The 16,420-nt window shown below is 57.3% G+C and carries 14 protein-coding genes; all 14 read left to right on the top strand.

The window, feature by feature from the left end; translation table 11 throughout:
- Positions 1-8: 8 nt before the first annotated feature.
- Positions 9-1,766, top strand: a complete 1,758-nt coding sequence (locus ACJ77P_RS00230; protein ID WP_408998679.1) for a murein L,D-transpeptidase — start codon at positions 9-11, stop codon at positions 1,764-1,766.
- A 455-nt stretch (positions 1,767-2,221) separates the two neighbouring features.
- Complete coding sequence (locus ACJ77P_RS00225) at positions 2,222-2,632, top strand: Hsp20/alpha crystallin family protein (RefSeq protein ID WP_367361281.1); 411 nt, start codon at positions 2,222-2,224, stop codon at positions 2,630-2,632.
- A 20-nt stretch (positions 2,633-2,652) separates the two neighbouring features.
- Positions 2,653-3,057: an Hsp20/alpha crystallin family protein gene (locus ACJ77P_RS00220; protein WP_367361280.1), complete on the top strand. Its 405-nt coding sequence runs from the start codon at positions 2,653-2,655 to the stop codon at positions 3,055-3,057.
- Between the two features lie 28 nt (positions 3,058-3,085).
- Positions 3,086-3,592, top strand: a complete 507-nt coding sequence (locus tag ACJ77P_RS00215; RefSeq protein ID WP_367361279.1) for an Hsp20/alpha crystallin family protein — start codon at positions 3,086-3,088, stop codon at positions 3,590-3,592.
- A 305-nt stretch (positions 3,593-3,897) separates the two neighbouring features.
- On the top strand, positions 3,898-4,185 hold the full coding sequence (groES, locus tag ACJ77P_RS00210; protein WP_367361278.1) for a co-chaperone GroES: 288 nt from the start codon (positions 3,898-3,900) through the stop codon (positions 4,183-4,185).
- An 18-nt stretch (positions 4,186-4,203) separates the two neighbouring features.
- Positions 4,204-5,844, top strand: coding sequence for a chaperonin GroEL (gene groL / locus ACJ77P_RS00205; protein WP_408998678.1), 1,641 nt, complete (start codon positions 4,204-4,206; stop codon positions 5,842-5,844).
- Between the two features lie 369 nt (positions 5,845-6,213).
- A complete protein-coding gene (locus tag ACJ77P_RS00200; protein WP_367361276.1) occupies positions 6,214-7,431 on the top strand; it encodes an efflux RND transporter periplasmic adaptor subunit in 1,218 nt (405 codons plus the stop codon).
- An 8-nt stretch (positions 7,432-7,439) separates the two neighbouring features.
- On the top strand, positions 7,440-8,159 hold the full coding sequence (locus ACJ77P_RS00195) for an ABC transporter ATP-binding protein (protein WP_408998677.1): 720 nt from the start codon (positions 7,440-7,442) through the stop codon (positions 8,157-8,159).
- Positions 8,134-9,291: an ABC transporter permease gene (locus ACJ77P_RS00190; RefSeq protein WP_408998676.1), complete on the top strand. Its 1,158-nt coding sequence runs from the start codon at positions 8,134-8,136 to the stop codon at positions 9,289-9,291. The genes ACJ77P_RS00195 and ACJ77P_RS00190 overlap by 26 nt, the downstream gene beginning before the upstream one ends.
- The gene (locus tag ACJ77P_RS00185) at positions 9,291-10,457 is read left to right on the top strand and encodes an ABC transporter permease (RefSeq protein WP_367361273.1); all 1,167 of its coding nucleotides are present in this window, start codon (positions 9,291-9,293) and stop codon (positions 10,455-10,457) included. The genes ACJ77P_RS00190 and ACJ77P_RS00185 overlap by 1 nt, the downstream gene beginning before the upstream one ends.
- A gap of 171 nt (positions 10,458-10,628) precedes the next feature.
- The gene (locus ACJ77P_RS00180; protein ID WP_408998675.1) at positions 10,629-10,913 is read left to right on the top strand and encodes a helix-turn-helix domain-containing protein; all 285 of its coding nucleotides are present in this window, start codon (positions 10,629-10,631) and stop codon (positions 10,911-10,913) included.
- A gap of 727 nt (positions 10,914-11,640) precedes the next feature.
- Positions 11,641-12,165, top strand: coding sequence for a PEP-CTERM sorting domain-containing protein (locus ACJ77P_RS00175; RefSeq protein WP_408998674.1), 525 nt, complete (start codon positions 11,641-11,643; stop codon positions 12,163-12,165).
- A gap of 204 nt (positions 12,166-12,369) precedes the next feature.
- Positions 12,370-13,437 (top strand): iron-containing alcohol dehydrogenase family protein, encoded by a 1,068-nt coding sequence (locus tag ACJ77P_RS00170; protein WP_367361271.1) that lies wholly within the window; start codon positions 12,370-12,372, stop codon positions 13,435-13,437.
- 64 nt (positions 13,438-13,501) lie between these two features.
- The gene (locus ACJ77P_RS00165) at positions 13,502-16,417 is read left to right on the top strand and encodes a hypothetical protein (RefSeq protein WP_408998673.1); all 2,916 of its coding nucleotides are present in this window, start codon (positions 13,502-13,504) and stop codon (positions 16,415-16,417) included.
- Positions 16,418-16,420: the final 3 nt, after the last annotated feature.

Raw genomic sequence — 16,420 nt, 5'->3', positions numbered from 1 at the left:
GATTATCCGTGAGGTTTAAAAAAGCCCGTCTTATCCAGCTCCTGATTTTGATCGGGGTCGTCCTGACCTGGTCGATCACCACGGGGATGCAGGACGCCGTCAGTCCGCCTGACGCCGTTTCAGACCGCCTGCTGCAGAGGATCGTAAACGCCAAGGGACGTTCTCTTCTGAATTTTGATTACAACGATGAAGACACCGCCCGGCTCATGAAAATCCTCTATCTGGAGCGGAAGGGCCGGCCGGCCTGGGTCGGGGAAGAGGGATCGGCTGTGCTGGCGGAGAAGCTGCTCCACCTCCTGAAACGCTCCCACCGGGAAGCTCTGTACCCCCAGGATTACGGCATCGAGCGCATCGAATCTCTCATGGAAACGATTTCCCGGGACAAGGAGCAGGATCAGCCCCTGAACCCCGATCTCCTGATCGACCTGGACCTGCTGCTGACGGAAGCCTTCTTTTCCTATGCCGCGCATTACTCCGGCGGCAGGATCAATCATCAAAAGCAGTATCCCGGCTGGGTCTACAAACCGCGGCATACGGACCTCGTCAAAACGCTCAGCAAGGCCCTGGAGAGCGGAGATCTGGAGGGAACCCTCAAGGAACTGGCGCCCCGCTTTCATTATTACCAGAAGCTTCATGATATTCTGAATAATTACATAGATATAGCTGAAAATGGCGGATGGCCGACCATCCCGGCGGGCCGCACCCTGAAAAAAGGAATGCGCGACAAGCGGGTCCCCTTGCTGAAAACCCGGCTGATGGCGGTTTCGGAGAAGCCCGATTCCCTGAAGGAAACGCCCGAGGATCTGTTTGATCGGTCGCTGGAAGCCGCCGTTGCCCAGTTTCAGAAGCAATACGGCCTGAAGCAGGACGGTGCCGTCGGCTCATCCACGCTGCGGGAGCTGAATATCCCCCTGGAAGTCCGCATCTGCCAGGTCGCCGTCAATCTGGACCGGCTGCGCTGGCTGCCTTCGGAGCTGGGAGATCGCCATCTTCTGATCAACATACCGGCCTTCAATCTCGAAGTGGTGGAAAACGGCAGCGTGGTGATGAACATCCGGGCCATCGTCGGCAAGACCGACAAGCGAACCAACCTGTTGAGCAGCCGGGTTACGTCGATCGAACTGAACCCCTACTGGCGGGTCCCCAGGAGCATCGCGGTAGAGGAGTATCTTCCCAAGCTCCAGAAGAATCCGGGATATCTCTCGGGAAAGAACATGAAGGTTTTCGCGGGCGGATATTATCAAAACCGTCCCATTGCCCCGGAATCCGTCAAGTGGTCGAGATACTCCAAGGATCATTTCCCCTACTTCCTGAGGCAGGAACCGGGAGCGGGCAATCCCCTCGGCCGTGTCAAGTTCGTCTTTTCCAATGAAGCGGATATTTACATCCATGACACGTCCACGCGGAGCCTTTTTGCGCGGAACCGGCGCAGCTTCAGCCACGGCTGTATCCGCATCGAAAAGCCCGTGGATCTCGCCTCCTACCTGCTGAAAGATTCGCCCAACAACCCGTGGTCGATGCGGAGCCTCCAGGCCGAGATCCGGAAAGGAAAGAACAAGACCCTGATGCTTCCCAAGGCCGTTCCCGTCCACATCGTTTATAAAACAGTCTGGATCGACCGCGAGGGAAACCTGAATTTCCGCGCGGATCTGTACAACATCGACAACATTCCGGGAAACCTCAAACTGCTCAGGGCTTCACTCGAACGGTTCCAGAATCAGAACCGTCAGCTCCGACCGGGCGCCGAGGCATCGGGCTCCAGTTAGGAATAACGGCTCTCCAACGGCCTTTCGCCTTTCAGGCACCGTGGCCCTCCGGCCAACGGTGCCGCTTTCCTCTTCACTTCCCCTTCATACCCCCCGAGGCGACATTCGCCTTTCTCCACCCGAGGCGGTGCTGCACCAGGAATATGATCCTGGAGGCTTACCCGGGGAAAAGGGAAAATCCCTGTTCCCTCCCTGCCTTGACAACGGAAATTTGGTGACTATATTAGTGTCGGAACGTAAATATCTGAACGATATCAGGACATTGCTGAAAACGAACACTCTGCGTTTCAAAATGCTTTCCCCGGTTTGATGGGACCGGGGAAAGGGAAATTCCACGAATCGGGAAGATGTTGTGCGCATGGTTGTTGAGGATGTCCGAACAGAATAAGATTTTTATAAAATGAAATAAGGAGGAAGGCGAAATGTTTGGACCTGGAATTTGGAGAATGGGACGGATGTTGGACATGTTTCCCGAAATGACGCGCTTTCAAAAGGACATGAACAGATTCTTCTCCGGGTTGACCCAGGAGTACGACCAGCAGCATCCGCCGATCAATGTGTGGATCAGCGAGGACGACGTCCTGGTCAGGGCGGAGCTTCCCGGAATGGATCCCGGTGCGATCGAGATAACCACCAAGGGAGATCTTCTCTATATCAAGGGATCCAGGGAACCGGAGCCCCTGGAGGAAGGCTGCCGTTATCATCGCCAGGAAAGGGGATTTGGCCGTTTCAGCCGAGGACTGCAGCTTCCTTTCAATGTGGATCAGCAAAAGGTTGAAGCAAACTATGAAAAGGGAATCCTGCAGATTCATCTGCCCCGTGCGGAAGAAGACAAACCCCGCAAAATAGCCATCAAATCCGAATAGCCGAGGAGGGACGATATCTCATGGATCAGGAATATAAAAACTACGAAAAGCAGCCGGCAAAAGAGCCCGCTCAATCGGAACGGACACGGAACACGCGGATTTTCGTACCCAAGGTGGACATTTACGAAACTCCGGAAACAATGGTTCTGATTGGAGACGTACCCGGTGTTGATGAAAATTCGGTCGAAGTCATCCTGGACAAGAACGTTCTGAAAATTCATGGAACGGTTGATCCGCAGGAAAGCCAGGGGCGACGCCTCTACTATGCGGAATATGAAGTCGGTGATTATCAGCGGACCTTTACCCTTTCCGAAGACGTGGACAGGGAAAAGATTGAAGCGTCCGTGAAAAATGGCGTGCTGCGAGTCGTCCTGCACAAGGCGGCCCCTGTCGCGGCAAAGAAAATTGCCATCAAGGCAGGATAAAATACTTTCAATAAAGGAGGAACGAACCATGGCAACCAGAAGTCTTTTACCCTCTCTCCGCAGGAAAACGGAGACGCCTGCAAAGCGCGAGGAAGAGCATCCTTTCTACTCGCTGCAGCGGGAAATGAATCAGCTTTTCGATGATTTCTTCCGTGGGTTCGACCTTGAGCCCTTCGGCGCGCTGGAAGATCGCTATGCCGGTTTCACCCCCTCCATCGACGTAAGGGAAAGCGATGAAGAGCTGACCATCACGGCCGAAATCCCCGGCATTGACGAGAAGGATGTGGAGGTCCTGGTTTCCGACGATGCCGTAACGCTCAAAGGCGAGAAGAAGGAGGAACAGGAAGACAAGGGGAAGGACTATTACCGCCTGGAAAGGACATACGGTTCCTTCCACCGGGTGATCCCCCTTCCCAGGGGAATCAATCTCGAAAAGGTGGAGGCCGCCTTCAAAAACGGGGTCCTTACCGTCAAGCTCCCCAAAACGGAGGAGGCCCAGACCAAGGGCAAGAAAATTCCGATCTCCACGGAATAACCGCATCACCAAACGGTGCATGCCTTCGGGATGGCCCCCTGAGCCATCCCGTCCACCCGGCCTGACCGGCCAGTCCGCAGCAGCAGGATTTCCGGTTCTGCCCCCGTTCTGCGCGGGGCAGAACCGGCAGCCCAAAATACCCCCACAAAAAATTCCCCTCATTTTGTTGACAAGAGGCATTCCGTGATTATCTTAATGCCTGCTTACGCCGCATGGAAATTCTGCAGTACTCAGCAAAAACAGGCATGCCGGGCATGCCAATCCGATAGGGAATCATATTCTTGTTTGTTTAAGGAGGAAAGGAAATGAAGATCGTACCATTACATGATCGCGTCCTGGTGCTGCGGACGGAAAACCAGGAAAAGACAGCCGGGGGCATCATCATCCCCGACACGGCAAAGGAAAAACCCCAGGAGGGAAAGGTCATTGCCGCCGGTCCGGGAAGGCGGGACGATGAGGGCAAGCGCATCCCCCTGAACGTGAAGGAAGGGGACCGGATCCTCTTCAGCCGCTATGCCGGCACGGAGGTCAAGATCGACGGCGTCGAACACATGATCATGCGGGAAGACGATATTCTCGGCGTAATCGAATAGGTAAGGGAGGGAAACGAAATGGCTGCAAAAGAAATCAAATACGACACGACTGCCCGTGAAAAGGTCATGAAGGGCGTGGATGCCCTGGCCAATGCCGTCAAGGTCACCCTGGGCCCCCGGGGGCGGAACGTGGTGATCGAAAAATCCTGGGGAGCGCCGACCATCACCAAGGACGGGGTCACGGTCGCCAAGGAAATCGAGCTGGAAGACAAATTTGAAAACATGGGCGCCCAGATGGTCAAGGAAGTGGCATCGAAGACGTCGGACATGGCCGGTGACGGAACCACAACGGCCACGATCCTCGCCCAGGCGATTTACCGTGAAGGCTCCAAGATGGCCGCCGCCGGCATGAATCCCATGTCGCTCAAGCGGGGAATCGACAAGAGCGTGGAGCGTTTGATCGGCGAATTGAAGAAGATCTCCAAGGACATCCGGGATAAAAAGGAGATCACCCAGGTCGGAACGATTTCCGCCAACAGCGACATCACCATCGGCGAAATCATCTCCGAGGCCATGGAAAAGGTCGGCAAGGAAGGGGTCATTACCGTCGAAGAGGCGAAAAGCATGGAAACCTCCCTGGAAACCGTGGAAGGGATGCAGTTCGACCGCGGTTATGTCTCCCCCTATTTCGTCACGGATCCGGAAAAGATGGAAGTCCTCTTCGAGGATCCCTACATCCTGCTCTACGAGAAGAAAATCAGCGTCATGCAGGACCTGGTTCCCATCCTGGAACAGATCGCCCGCTCCGGAAGGCCCCTGCTCATCGTGGCCGAAGACCTGGAAGGAGAAGCCCTGGCGACGCTCGTGGTGAACAAAATCCGGGGAACCCTCAAGTGCGCGGCCGTCAAGGCGCCGGGCTTCGGCGACCGCCGAAAGGCCATGCTGGAGGACATCGCCGTTCTCACCGGCGGGCAGGTTGTCTCCGAAGAAATGGGCATCAAGCTGGAAACCATTACGCTTAACGATCTGGGAACCTGCAAGCGGCTGCACATCGACAAGGACAACACCACCATCGTGGACGGCGCCGGCAGCCACGCCGCCATCGAAGGCCGGGTCAAGCAGATCCGGACCCAGATCGAGGAAACCACCTCCGATTACGACCGGGAAAAGCTCCAGGAGCGCTTGGCCAAGCTCGTGGGCGGCGTCGCCGTGATCAAGGTCGGTGCGGCCACGGAAATCGAAATGAAGGAGAAAAAGGCCCGCGTGGAGGACGCCCTTCATGCCACGAGGGCGGCGGTGGAAGAGGGAATCGTCCCCGGCGGCGGTGTCGCCCTGCTGCGCAGCCTGCCGGCCCTGGAAGGCATCGAGTTTGCCGATGAAGACGAAAGGCACGGCCTGACCATCGTCAAACGGGCCCTTGAGGAGCCGATGCGCCAGATCGCGGCGAATGCCGGCTATGAAGGATCCATCGTCGTGGAGAAGGTCAAGGGCCAGTCCGGCAACTTCGGGTTCAACGCCGATGCCGGCGAATACACGGACATGATGGAAGCGGGGATCATCGATCCCACCAAAGTGGTCCGTTTTGCCCTTCAGAACGCGGCCTCCGTGGCTTCCCTGCTCCTCACGACGGAGGCGATGATTGCGGAAGCCCCGCAGAAAAAGGGCTCCGGGATGCCCGGCGGCATGATGCCCCCCGACATGGGAGACATGGATTACTAACACAGCAGGTTTCTTTACCCCTTTTTACAGAACCTCCCCGCCTCCATGGCGGGGAGGTTTTTTTCTGGGGAGAACCCCGTGAATTTCCATGAAGTCGTTGCGTCTCAAAAAAAAACGCGATATCCTTCAGGTCCATCTGGAGAGAAGGCTTATCAGCAGTCGGGGGGAGTCAGCCCGTGTGTGACGAAAACGAGATTCTTCAGGTCGGCAGGGGCATGCCGATCCTCACCAGCACCGGCCGCGGGGATCTTCTCGTCCGGTTTCGCGTCATCATCCCCCGGAAAAGGTGATCCGCTCCTCCAATCCAGGACCCGATGAACGTAAAAACATCGGCCGCCATCGGGTCGTTACGCTGAGAGAATTTCCCCTATGGCCCAAGAAGACCTCACCCGGCTGAAAATTGACAAGTCCGACCGGGCGGCGCAAAAAAAACGAAGGATCGCTCCCCTGTACTGGGTCGCCGCGGCCCTGCTGCTGACGATCCTTGTCCTGCTCTACGTCACGGGGCGCCTTGTTCCCGCCGTTTCCGTGGATGCCGCCGGCGTTTCCCGGATCTATCCCTCCCAGACCTTTTCCCTTCTGAACGCCAGCGGTTACGTCGTCGCCCAGCGGAAGGCCGCCGTGGCCGCCAAGATTACGGGGCGCCTCGTCGCCCTTTCGGTGGAGGAGGGAAGCCGGGTCCGGGCCGGCGAGATCATCGCCCGGCTGGAGGCTGATGATGCCCGGGCAGCACGCGATCAGGCCGCCGCCAACCTGGGCACCGCCCGCGCCCGGACAGCTTCGAGCCGGGCGGAATTGAACGACGCGACGAAGAATTACCAGAGAAAGACGGAACTTCTGCGGCGGGACGTCATTTCCCGGGCGGAATTCGATTCGGCCGAGGCCCGTTACCTGAGCGCCAGGGCCTCCGTGGCCGCTGCGGAAGCGACGCAGACGGCGGGGGAGGCCGCCCTGAGGGCCGCCTCGGTTTCCCTGGATTACAGCCTCATCCGCGCCCCCTTCGACGCCGTCGTTCTGACGAAAAACGCCGACATCGGCGACATCGTCACGCCCCTGGGCGCGGCGGCCAACGCCAAGGCGGCGGTCGTGACCATCGCGGATCTGAACTCCCTGCAGGTGGAGGCGGATGTCGCCGAATCCAACCTGGAGCTCGTCAAGACCGGCCAACCCTGTGAAATTCAGCTCGATGCCCTGCCCGATTCCCGCTTCCGCGGACAGGTCCACATGATCGTTCCCACCGCCGACCGCACCAAGGCGACCATTCTGGTCAAGGTCCGCTTTCTCGATCCCGATCCCCGGATCCTGCCGGAAATGAGCGCCAAGGTCGCCTTCCTCTCCCGTCCGCCCCGTCCGGACGAAGAGCGCCTGCGCACGGCGGTGAGCGCCTCCGCCCTGGCCAGGCGGAACGGACGTCTCCTGGCCTTCAGAATTGAAGGTGATCGCGTCCGGGAAGTCCCGGTGAAATCGGGCGAATCCTTCGGCGACCTTATCGAGGTCCTTGACGGCCTGAAGCCCGGCGACCGCGTCGTCCTCAACCCCGCAGCCCGCCTGCGGGACGGTTCGCGCATTCAGATCCGGGAGAAGTGAGGCCGGCCATGGGGAACGAAGATCGCCCTTACGCCCCGCCCATGGTTTCCATCCGGGGCGTGAGCAAATCCTACCGGCGGGGAAGCCGCCCCGTCCCCGTGCTGGAGGACATCTCCTTCGACATCGCCGAAGGGGAATTTCTGGCCCTCATGGGCCCCTCGGGCTCGGGGAAGAGCACCCTGCTCAATCTCATCGCCGGCATCGACACCGTGGACAGCGGGACGATCCTCGTGGGCGGCCTGGACATATCGGCCCTGGAGGAGGCGGAGCTGGCCCGCTGGCGGGCCACCCATGTGGGATTCATCTTTCAGTTCTACAACCTGATCCCCGTGCTCACCGCCTATGAGAACATCGAGCTCCCCCTCTACCTGACATCCCTGTCGCGCCAGGAGCGCCAGGAGCACGTGGAAATGGCCCTGCGGGTGGTGAACCTTTCCGACCGCAGCGATCACTACCCCCGCCAGCTTTCGGGAGGGGAGCAGCAGCGGGTCGCCATCGCCCGGGCCGTCATCACCGATCCGGCGGTTCTCGTTGCCGACGAACCCACCGGGGATCTGGACCGCCATTCCGCGGAGGAGATCCTCAACCTCATGGAGCGCCTCAACGAGGAGTCCGGCAAGACCATCATCATGGTGACCCACGACCCCCGGGCGGCGGAAAGGGCCGGAATCATCCGGCATCTGGAGAAGGGGACCCTGACCAATGATGCTCTTCCGTCTCCTCTTTAGAAACGCCTTCCGCAACCGGCTCCGCAGCGGGCTCACCATCCTCGGGGTCGCTCTCGCCATCCTGGCCTTCGGGCTGCTGCGCACCCTCATCGGCGCCTGGTACGCCGGCGTCGAGGCCTCGTCGGCCACCCGGCTCGTGACGCGCAACGCCATCTCCCTCATCTTCCCACTGCCGTTCTCCTACAAGGAAAAAATCCGCCAGGTCAGCGGCGTCCAGACGGTCTCCTGGGGCAACTGGTTCGGCGGGATCTACATCGACGAGAAGAACTTCTTCGCCAATTTTGCCGTCGATCCGGAAACCTATCTGGGCCTTTATCCCGAGTACACCCTCTCCCCGGAAGAAAAAGCCGCCTTTTTCCGGGACCGCAAGGGATTTGTCGCCGGGCGCAAGCTGGCGGAAAAATACCGCTGGCGGCCGGGAGACACGGTGACGCTGAAGGGAACGATTTTTCCGGGGAACTGGGATTTCGTGCTCAGGGGCGTTTATCGGGGATGGGATGAAAGCGTGGACGAGACGCAGTTCATCTTCCAGTGGGACTATCTCAACGAGACCCTGAAAAAAACGGCCCCCGGCCGGGCGGACCAGGTGGGGTTTTACATGGTGGGGGTAAACCGCCCCGAAGTGGCCGGGGAAGTAGCCGCCGCCATCGACCGGATGTTCAGGAACTCCATGGCGGAAACCCTGACGGAGACGGAAAAGGCCTTCCAGCTCGGGTTCATCGCCATGACCGGGGCCATCGTGGTGGCCATCCAGATCGTTTCCTTCGTCGTCATCATCATCATCCTGGCCGTCGTGGCCAACACCATGGCCATGACCACCCGGGAGCGCTTCGGGGAATATGCCGTGCTGAAAACCCTGGGGTTCCGCGCCAGGCACCTTGCCGCCCTCATCCTGGGAGAATCCCTGGTCATCACCCTTTCGGGCTGCGCCCTGGGGATCGCCCTGACCTATCCCGCCGCCGCACTGATCAAGACAAAACTGGGAACCTATTTCCCCATCTTCAACATATCGGCGAATACGCTCTACCTGGACCTGGCCGCCGCCCTCCTGGTGGGCGTCGTGGCCGCCCTGATCCCCCTCCAGCGGGCAATGGGAATCCGCATCGCCGAAGGACTGAGGAGGATCGCCTGATGGCTCTCCCCTTGGGCTACACCCTGCGGAATCTCTGGACAAGGCGGCTGACCACCGCCTTGACGATCTCCGGCATGGCCCTCGTGGTCTTTGTCTTCGCCGCCATTTTGATGCTCGCCGAGGGGCTGCAGACGACGCTGGTGGAAACGGGGGTTTTCGACAATGTCGTGGCCATCCGGAAAGGCTCCGTCTCGGAGGTCCAGAGCGGCGTCCCCCGCGATCAGGCGGCCATTCTCGAAACGGAACGGGAAATCGCCCTAGGTCCCGACGGCCGGCCCCTCTTCGCCAAGGAACTCGTCGTCCTGGTGACGCTGCCCAAACGGGTCAGCGGCGATCCGGGCAACGTCGTTCTCCGGGGCATCGGCCCTTCCTCCCTGCCCCTCCGCCCCCAGGTGAAGCTCATGGCCGGCCGCCTGCCCCGGCCGGGTTCCCTGGAGATGATGGCCGGCTCCGGCATCGCCAAGCGCTTCCAGGGGGGCGGCCTGAACGAAAGCCTGTGCTGCGGCATGCGGAACTGGCGGATCGTGGGGGTCTTCGATGCGGGAAACCGGGGGTACAGCTCGGAAATCTGGGGGGACGCGGACCAGCTCATGGCGGCCTTCCGCCGCCCCGCCTATTCCTCGACCATCTTCCGCCTGCGCAACTCCGGGGCCTTCGAATCCATCAGGGAGCGCCTGGAAGGAGATCCCCGCCTCACCGTCGAGGTCAAGAGAGAAACGAAGTACTATGCTGATCAGTCGGAAATGATGGCCAAGTTCCTGCGGATCGTCGGCCTGACCCTGACGTTGGTCTTTTCCCTGGGAGCCATGATCGGCGCCATGATCACCATGTACGCCGCCGTGGCCAACCGGACCGGCGAGATCGGCACCCTGCGGGCCCTGGGATTTCAGCGGCGCAGCATCCTGCTGGCCTTCCTGCTGGAGTCCCTTCTCCTGGGCCTCCTCGGCGGGGTGGTGGGCCTCTTCCTCGCATCCTTTCTCCAGTTGATCACCGTATCCACGATGAATTTCCAGACCTTCTCCGAACTGGCCTTCAGCTTTTCCCTGACGCCGGGGATCATTGGTTTCTCCATGATTTTTTCCCTGGCCATGGGGTTCGTCGGCGGCGTCCTGCCGGCCCTGCGGGCCGCCCGCATGCAGATCGTGGACGCCCTGCGGACGGGATGAAAGTGGGCTGAAAATGTAAAAAAAGGAAAGATGAAGACAAAGCTAAGTATTTATCACTTCGGAATTGGAAAATAAACTTTGCCGAAAGATAGTGCCAGGCAAGGCGGGTCGCCCCAAAAAGCAGAAAGAAATTTAATACGGGAAGCGGTTCAGACAAATTGGAGGAGCGACATGAATGAGCCAATAACGAATTCATTCGGTAATGTCTTTCTCGACCTAGGATATTCACCTGATGAAGCGGCAATTCTTCAAATGCGTGCCGATCTTATGGCTGATATTCAGAAATTCGTCACAGCAAAAAAGCTTACACAGACCAGAGCTGCCGAGATATTGGGTATAACCCAGCCTAGGGTATCCGACATTACGAGAGGCGAATGGGAGAAATTCAGTCTCGAAATGCTGATTACTCTTGCGACAAAGGCTGGGATGCACGTGACGATCAAAACAGCGGCTTAAAACAGGGCAATAAAGGCAATATAGGGAAACTTCCCGCATTTATATGCGACAACTGCTGGGAATCAATGTAGAAATTCTTCATGCCGAGAATCGCCCGTATCATAGCGCCCCATTATCCACATCATATCACCCAGCGGGGAAATAACCGCGTCGATGTCTTTTTGGATGATGCAGACAAAGCCAAGTACTTATCACTGCTGAAAGCTGCTGCCATGCTGTATTCATCGCAATGCTTCCGGCCAAAGGTCATGGTGTAAATTTATTTTACAATTACTAGAAATTCACAGAAAATTAATACGATATGTCATCGTTATACGGATCAAACTCTCCCGGAACCTCCTCCGCGTATTAAGGTCATCCCGGTACAATACATAAAGAAACACGGCATTTATCTGCACTGTGTTATTCCCTATATCAGGCTCGTTGATACTTCCGGCAAATATGTCGGCATACTTTACAATATTTGGAGCGATATTAATCCTATTTATAATCAAAAGGATATAATTCTAATGAAATTTCCGAGAGAAGGAGACATCGATAATACCTTGTTATAATAAGGTTAATAGTTATCACATGATTTTTGTTTTCCCCAACGGATTGTCGGAATTTTTTACATATTCCATCTTCTCATTAAGACCACAACGGAAATATATACATATAATCAATCGGTTATTTATTTGGCACTGGTATTGCCTATATTCCTGTAACGAAAGAAGGAGGTGATAAAATGAAAAAAATAATGGTTTTGATGGCGTTGGTTTTCATCTTTGCATCAACACCGGTGGGAGCCACTTATGTACCTCAAGGAGAGGTAGATACTGTAATTAATTATGCTCTCCTTGGAAATAGTGGAGAGGCAGAAAATGCATGGCTGGAAGGTTTAGGTTTTGTAGCGGTAGAAGAATACCAGGGAAGTGAGTTAAGTTGGATAAACCTTGAAGGGACAATATGGGCAGCAGAGCTTAAGGATACTCCTACTAATTTTTTTATTAAAATAGGGCTGGGAGGTACGACTATTTTATATGACCATTTCATGTATCAGAATAATTTGGCATTGAATTATGCAGTTATTGACTTAAAAGACTGGTATGTAAATACCGAGATTCCAACGGAATTTCCTAATAATGTTAATGTAGAAAGAGTAAGTCACATTGGGGAAGGTAATATCTCAGTTCCTGAACCCACAGCAATGCTGCTTCTTGGACTCGGTCTGGTTGGTTTGGCAGGAGTTGGAAGAAAGTTTAAGAAATAACGAGACACATAAGTGGTTTATTCCAGAAGGGCAGGGCCAAGTGGCTCTGCCCTTTTTTATTACCTGGATTTATTGGCCGCTGATGCCGATACAAACCTGACGAGATTTCCTGATCAGATCATTTCATTGACATTCCAAACAGTTTTTCCCTATACTCCCGATCAGTAAACTAAGAACACTCCCATCAAAGAAAGGCAATACCCCATGTATAGAAACTTTCGGATTGTCCCCAATATTATTTTCGGACGCGGGTCGTTCAACCAGCTGGACGATGTCCTGAAGGACCGGCGGGTTGGTGCGGATGCTTTTATGGTCTTTGTCGTCGATGACGTCTTTACGGGGAAACCGCTGGAAGGGCGGATTCCGCTGCGAGGGAAGGATCTGCTTCTGCGGGTCAATGTCGATGACGAGCCGAAGACGAAGTATATCGACGAGCTGGTAGCCCGGATCCGGGCCTATTCGCCCGTCACGCCGGCGGGGATTGTCGGGATCGGCGGCGGAAGCGCCATGGACATCGCCAAGGCCGTCTCGCTCATGCTCAACAACCCCGGTTCCTCCGCCGATTACCAGGGCTGGGACCTGATTTCGAACCCCGCCGTCTACCATGCGGCCGTTCCCACCCTCGCCGGAACGGGGGCCGAGATTTCCCGGACAACCATCCTCACGGGACCGGAAAAGAAACTGGGGATCAATTCCGACTACACCCTCTACGATCAGATTCTCCTCGATCCCGAACTGCTGGCAGGGGTGCCAAAAAATCAATGGTTCTACACCGGTATGGACTGCTACATCCATGACGTGGAATCCCTCCACGGGACGTTCATCAACGAGTTCAGCAAGGCCTACGGGGAGAAGTCCCGCGATCTGTGCCGACAGGTCTTCCTCGAGGATTCGCCGGAAAAAGACGACAAATTAATGATGGCTTCGTACTTCGGTGGCATGAGCATTGCGTATTCTCAGGTGGGGGCCTGTCATGCCCTCTCTTACGGACTCTCCTTCGTCCTGGGGATTCATCACGGCGTCGGCTGCTGCATCGCCTTTGACCAACTGGAAGACATCTACCCCGAGGGCGTCCGGGAGTTCCGTCAGATGATGGAGAAGCATGACATCCCGCTTCCCCGCAATGTGACAAAAGATCTCGATTCGGCTTCTCTGGAAAAGATGGTGACGACGGCCCTGGGCCTTGTTCCCCTCTGGGAGAATTGCCTTGGTCCCGACTGGGCGAATCTCATGACCCGGGAAAGGGCTATGGAACTCTACCGCAGGATGTAGGCAGACCCCGGAAAGCAGAGAATCCGAATCCTACTCTCTTATCAGGGATTTGGGGCGATCAATCGTGCTGCAGCATTTAGTTCTTGGATCCTCTGCGGAAAATCCGTACCGCATCGAATGGCGGGATAAGCCGTTCAGCGGGGCGGGCGCTTTCACGTGGCCTGACGGGAGCCGCTATGAAGGGCAATGGCTCGACGGGCTTCCTTCCGGGCGGGGCACGTATGTCTGGTCCGACGGCAGCTCCTACGAGGGGGAATGGCTTCGGGGCCTGCCGGAGGGAGCGGGAGAATATGTTTCTTCCGACGGGACCAGGTACCTCAACGATTGGAAGGAAGGCCGTTCTTCCAGAGTCGAAAAAGCGGGCGAACAGTCGGCAGAACTCAAAATCACCATTGAAAACCAGCACAGAACCATCTCCGAACTTCAAGAGCAGCTCGCCCGTCAAACCCGCTTTGCACAAAAGACGGACACCCTAGCCGCCAAGGAGGCCGAAGCCCGCTTCAAGGCCCTGGAAGCGGAAAAAACTTCCGCAGAAGAAAAGGCCGGAACGCTCGAACGGCAGGCGGAAGCGCTCAAGGCCGAACTGGAGTCCGAGCGCGAAGTGGGCAGAAGAGCCCTTTCCCGGCTTCAGCAGAAGCTCGAAGGGCAAACCGCCGCGGCGCAAAAGGCCGAAAGCGCGGCGGCTGAAGTGGAGGACCGCTGCAGGACCCTCGAAAGCGAAAAAACCGCCGCACAGGAACAGCTCAAAGCACTCGAGGAAAGAGCGGAAGCCCTTTCTTCCGAGCTGAAAACCACCGCCAGAGATCACCACAAAGCCCTCTCGAAGCTTCAGCATCAACTCGATCTGCAGAGCTCCGCTGTCCGGAAGGCCGAAGCGGCTGCTGCGGCGGCGGACGACCGCTGCAAGTCCCTGGAAGCCGGGAAGCTTCAGGCGGAGGAGAAGGTATGCGCCCTGGAGCAGCAGGAAAAAATCAGCGCCGCCCGGATGGAGGCCGCCCATGAGGATCACCGGAAGGCCGTAGCCGAGCTTCAGCAGCGGCTCGCGATCCAGATGGACGCCGCCCGGAAGTCCGAAGCGGAGGCCGCCGAAGCGGCGGAAAACCGCTATAAAGGCCTGGAATCGGAAAAGGTTGCGGCGGAAGAAGAGGTCACCGTCCTGAGACGGCAGGCGGAGATCCTCGCCCTCGAGCTGAATTCCACCATCGAAAACAGCCAGAAGACCATCGCCGAGCTTCAGCAGCAGCTTGCGTCGCAGATCGAAGCGGCGCAAAAGGCGGCCGACCATGCCGCCTCACAGGCCGATTCCCGATGCGCAACCCTCGAAAAGAAAAAAAATGCCGCGGAGGAAGCGGTTCAATGCCTGAAGCGGCAGATGGAAATTCTCGCCGTCGAGCTGGACTCCACCTTGGATAGCAGCAAGAAGACCATCGTAGACCTTCAGCAGCATCTCGCCCTGCAAAACATAGCCGCCAAGAAGGCCGAGGCGGATGCCGCCGCCGCACAGGAGCGATGCAGGGCCCTGGAGTCGGGAAAGCGTTCGGCGGAACAAAAGGTCAACACCCTGGAAGAGCGGTTGAAAGCGCTTGAAGCGGAGCTGGAAAATGCTCTCCAAGAGCATGCCGCGTCCGTTTCAGAGCTTCAGCGGCAGCTTGACGCGCACAGAGCCCTGGCGCAGAAGTCCGAAGAGCCGGCTGAAGCGGATACCGATGACCGGTGCCGGATCCTGGAAGAGGAGAAAACCCTCCTGGAAGGCAACGTCAGAAGCCTTGAACAGCAGATGTTCAGGCAATCGGCCGAGCTGAAGATGTCTCTCGAAGGCCATCAGAAAACCATCGCCCGGCTGGAAAAACAGCTCGCCCTGCAGGCCGGGGCGGCGCAGAAGGCCGAAGCCGCCGCCGTTCAAAACGCCGAAGGCCGAGTCAAGACCCTGGAAGCCGAAAAAATCTCCCTTGAAGAAAAGCTCACCACCCTGGAGGAGAAAAACGAAGCCGGCACGGCCAAGCTGAAGACCACCGTCAAGAACCAGAAAAAGACGATCACCGATCTCAAAAAACAGCTCGTCCTGCAGATGACGGCCACCCGGGAGACATCCGCATCGGCTGCGGATTTCGAAGACCGGTGCAACGCTCTGGAGGCTGAGAAAAACTCCCTTGAAGAACGGCTCGAATCCTCCGAACGGCATGAAAGCGAGGGCGCGGCAGAGCTGAAAACCACCATCGAGAACCAGTCGAAAACCATTACCGAACTGGCGCGGCAATTGGCCGAAGCGGATGCCCGGAACCTTTCCCTGCAGCGGAAGATGGCGTCCACGGGGACCGATTCCGTCCTTTCCCAGGGGCAGTGGTCCCGGGTCTATGAGGATGGCAGAAGTTACCAGGGAGAGATGAAGGAGGATCTGCCCGACGGCCTGGGGGTCATGGCCTATCCGGACGGCGGGCGGTACGTCGGCGAGTGGAGTGCCGGAGAGAGAAACGGCCGGGGGACCCAGACTTCCGCGGACGGCTCCTCCTACGCCGGCCAGTGGGAACGGGATGTCATGTCCGGTGAAGGCATTCTGATCGTCCCGGAGGTGCGGACCTACATGGGGACCTGGAAAAACAACCTGGCCGACGGCAAGGGGATCGAGATCCACCCTGACGGAAAGAGATACGAAGGGGAATTCAAGCGGGGCAAGTACGACGGCCGGGGGACCTTAACCCTGGCCAACGGAACACGGTACACCGGGGAGTTTAAAAACAGCCTGTCAAGTGGGAAGGGCATTCTCAAGTACCCCAACGGCGACCGCTACGAAGGCGAGTTCAGGAACAACCAGTATCACGGCCAGGGAACGCTGACCCTGATCGACGGGAGGAAGTACACGGGCGAACTGGAAAAGGGCCTTCCCCATGGCCAGGGCATCATGATCCTCGCGGATGGAAGAAAATACATCGGCGAGTTTCGAAACGGCCAGTTTGCCGACAAGAAGATTCGAGGGAAATAGAAA

This window comes from Syntrophus buswellii, from assembly GCF_046097065.1.
In the GTDB taxonomy this organism is placed as follows: Bacteria; Desulfobacterota; Syntrophia; order Syntrophales; family Syntrophaceae; genus Syntrophus; species Syntrophus buswellii.
The sequence above is the reverse complement of the archived record's forward strand: the minus strand, read 5'-3'. Positions and strand labels throughout refer to the sequence as shown.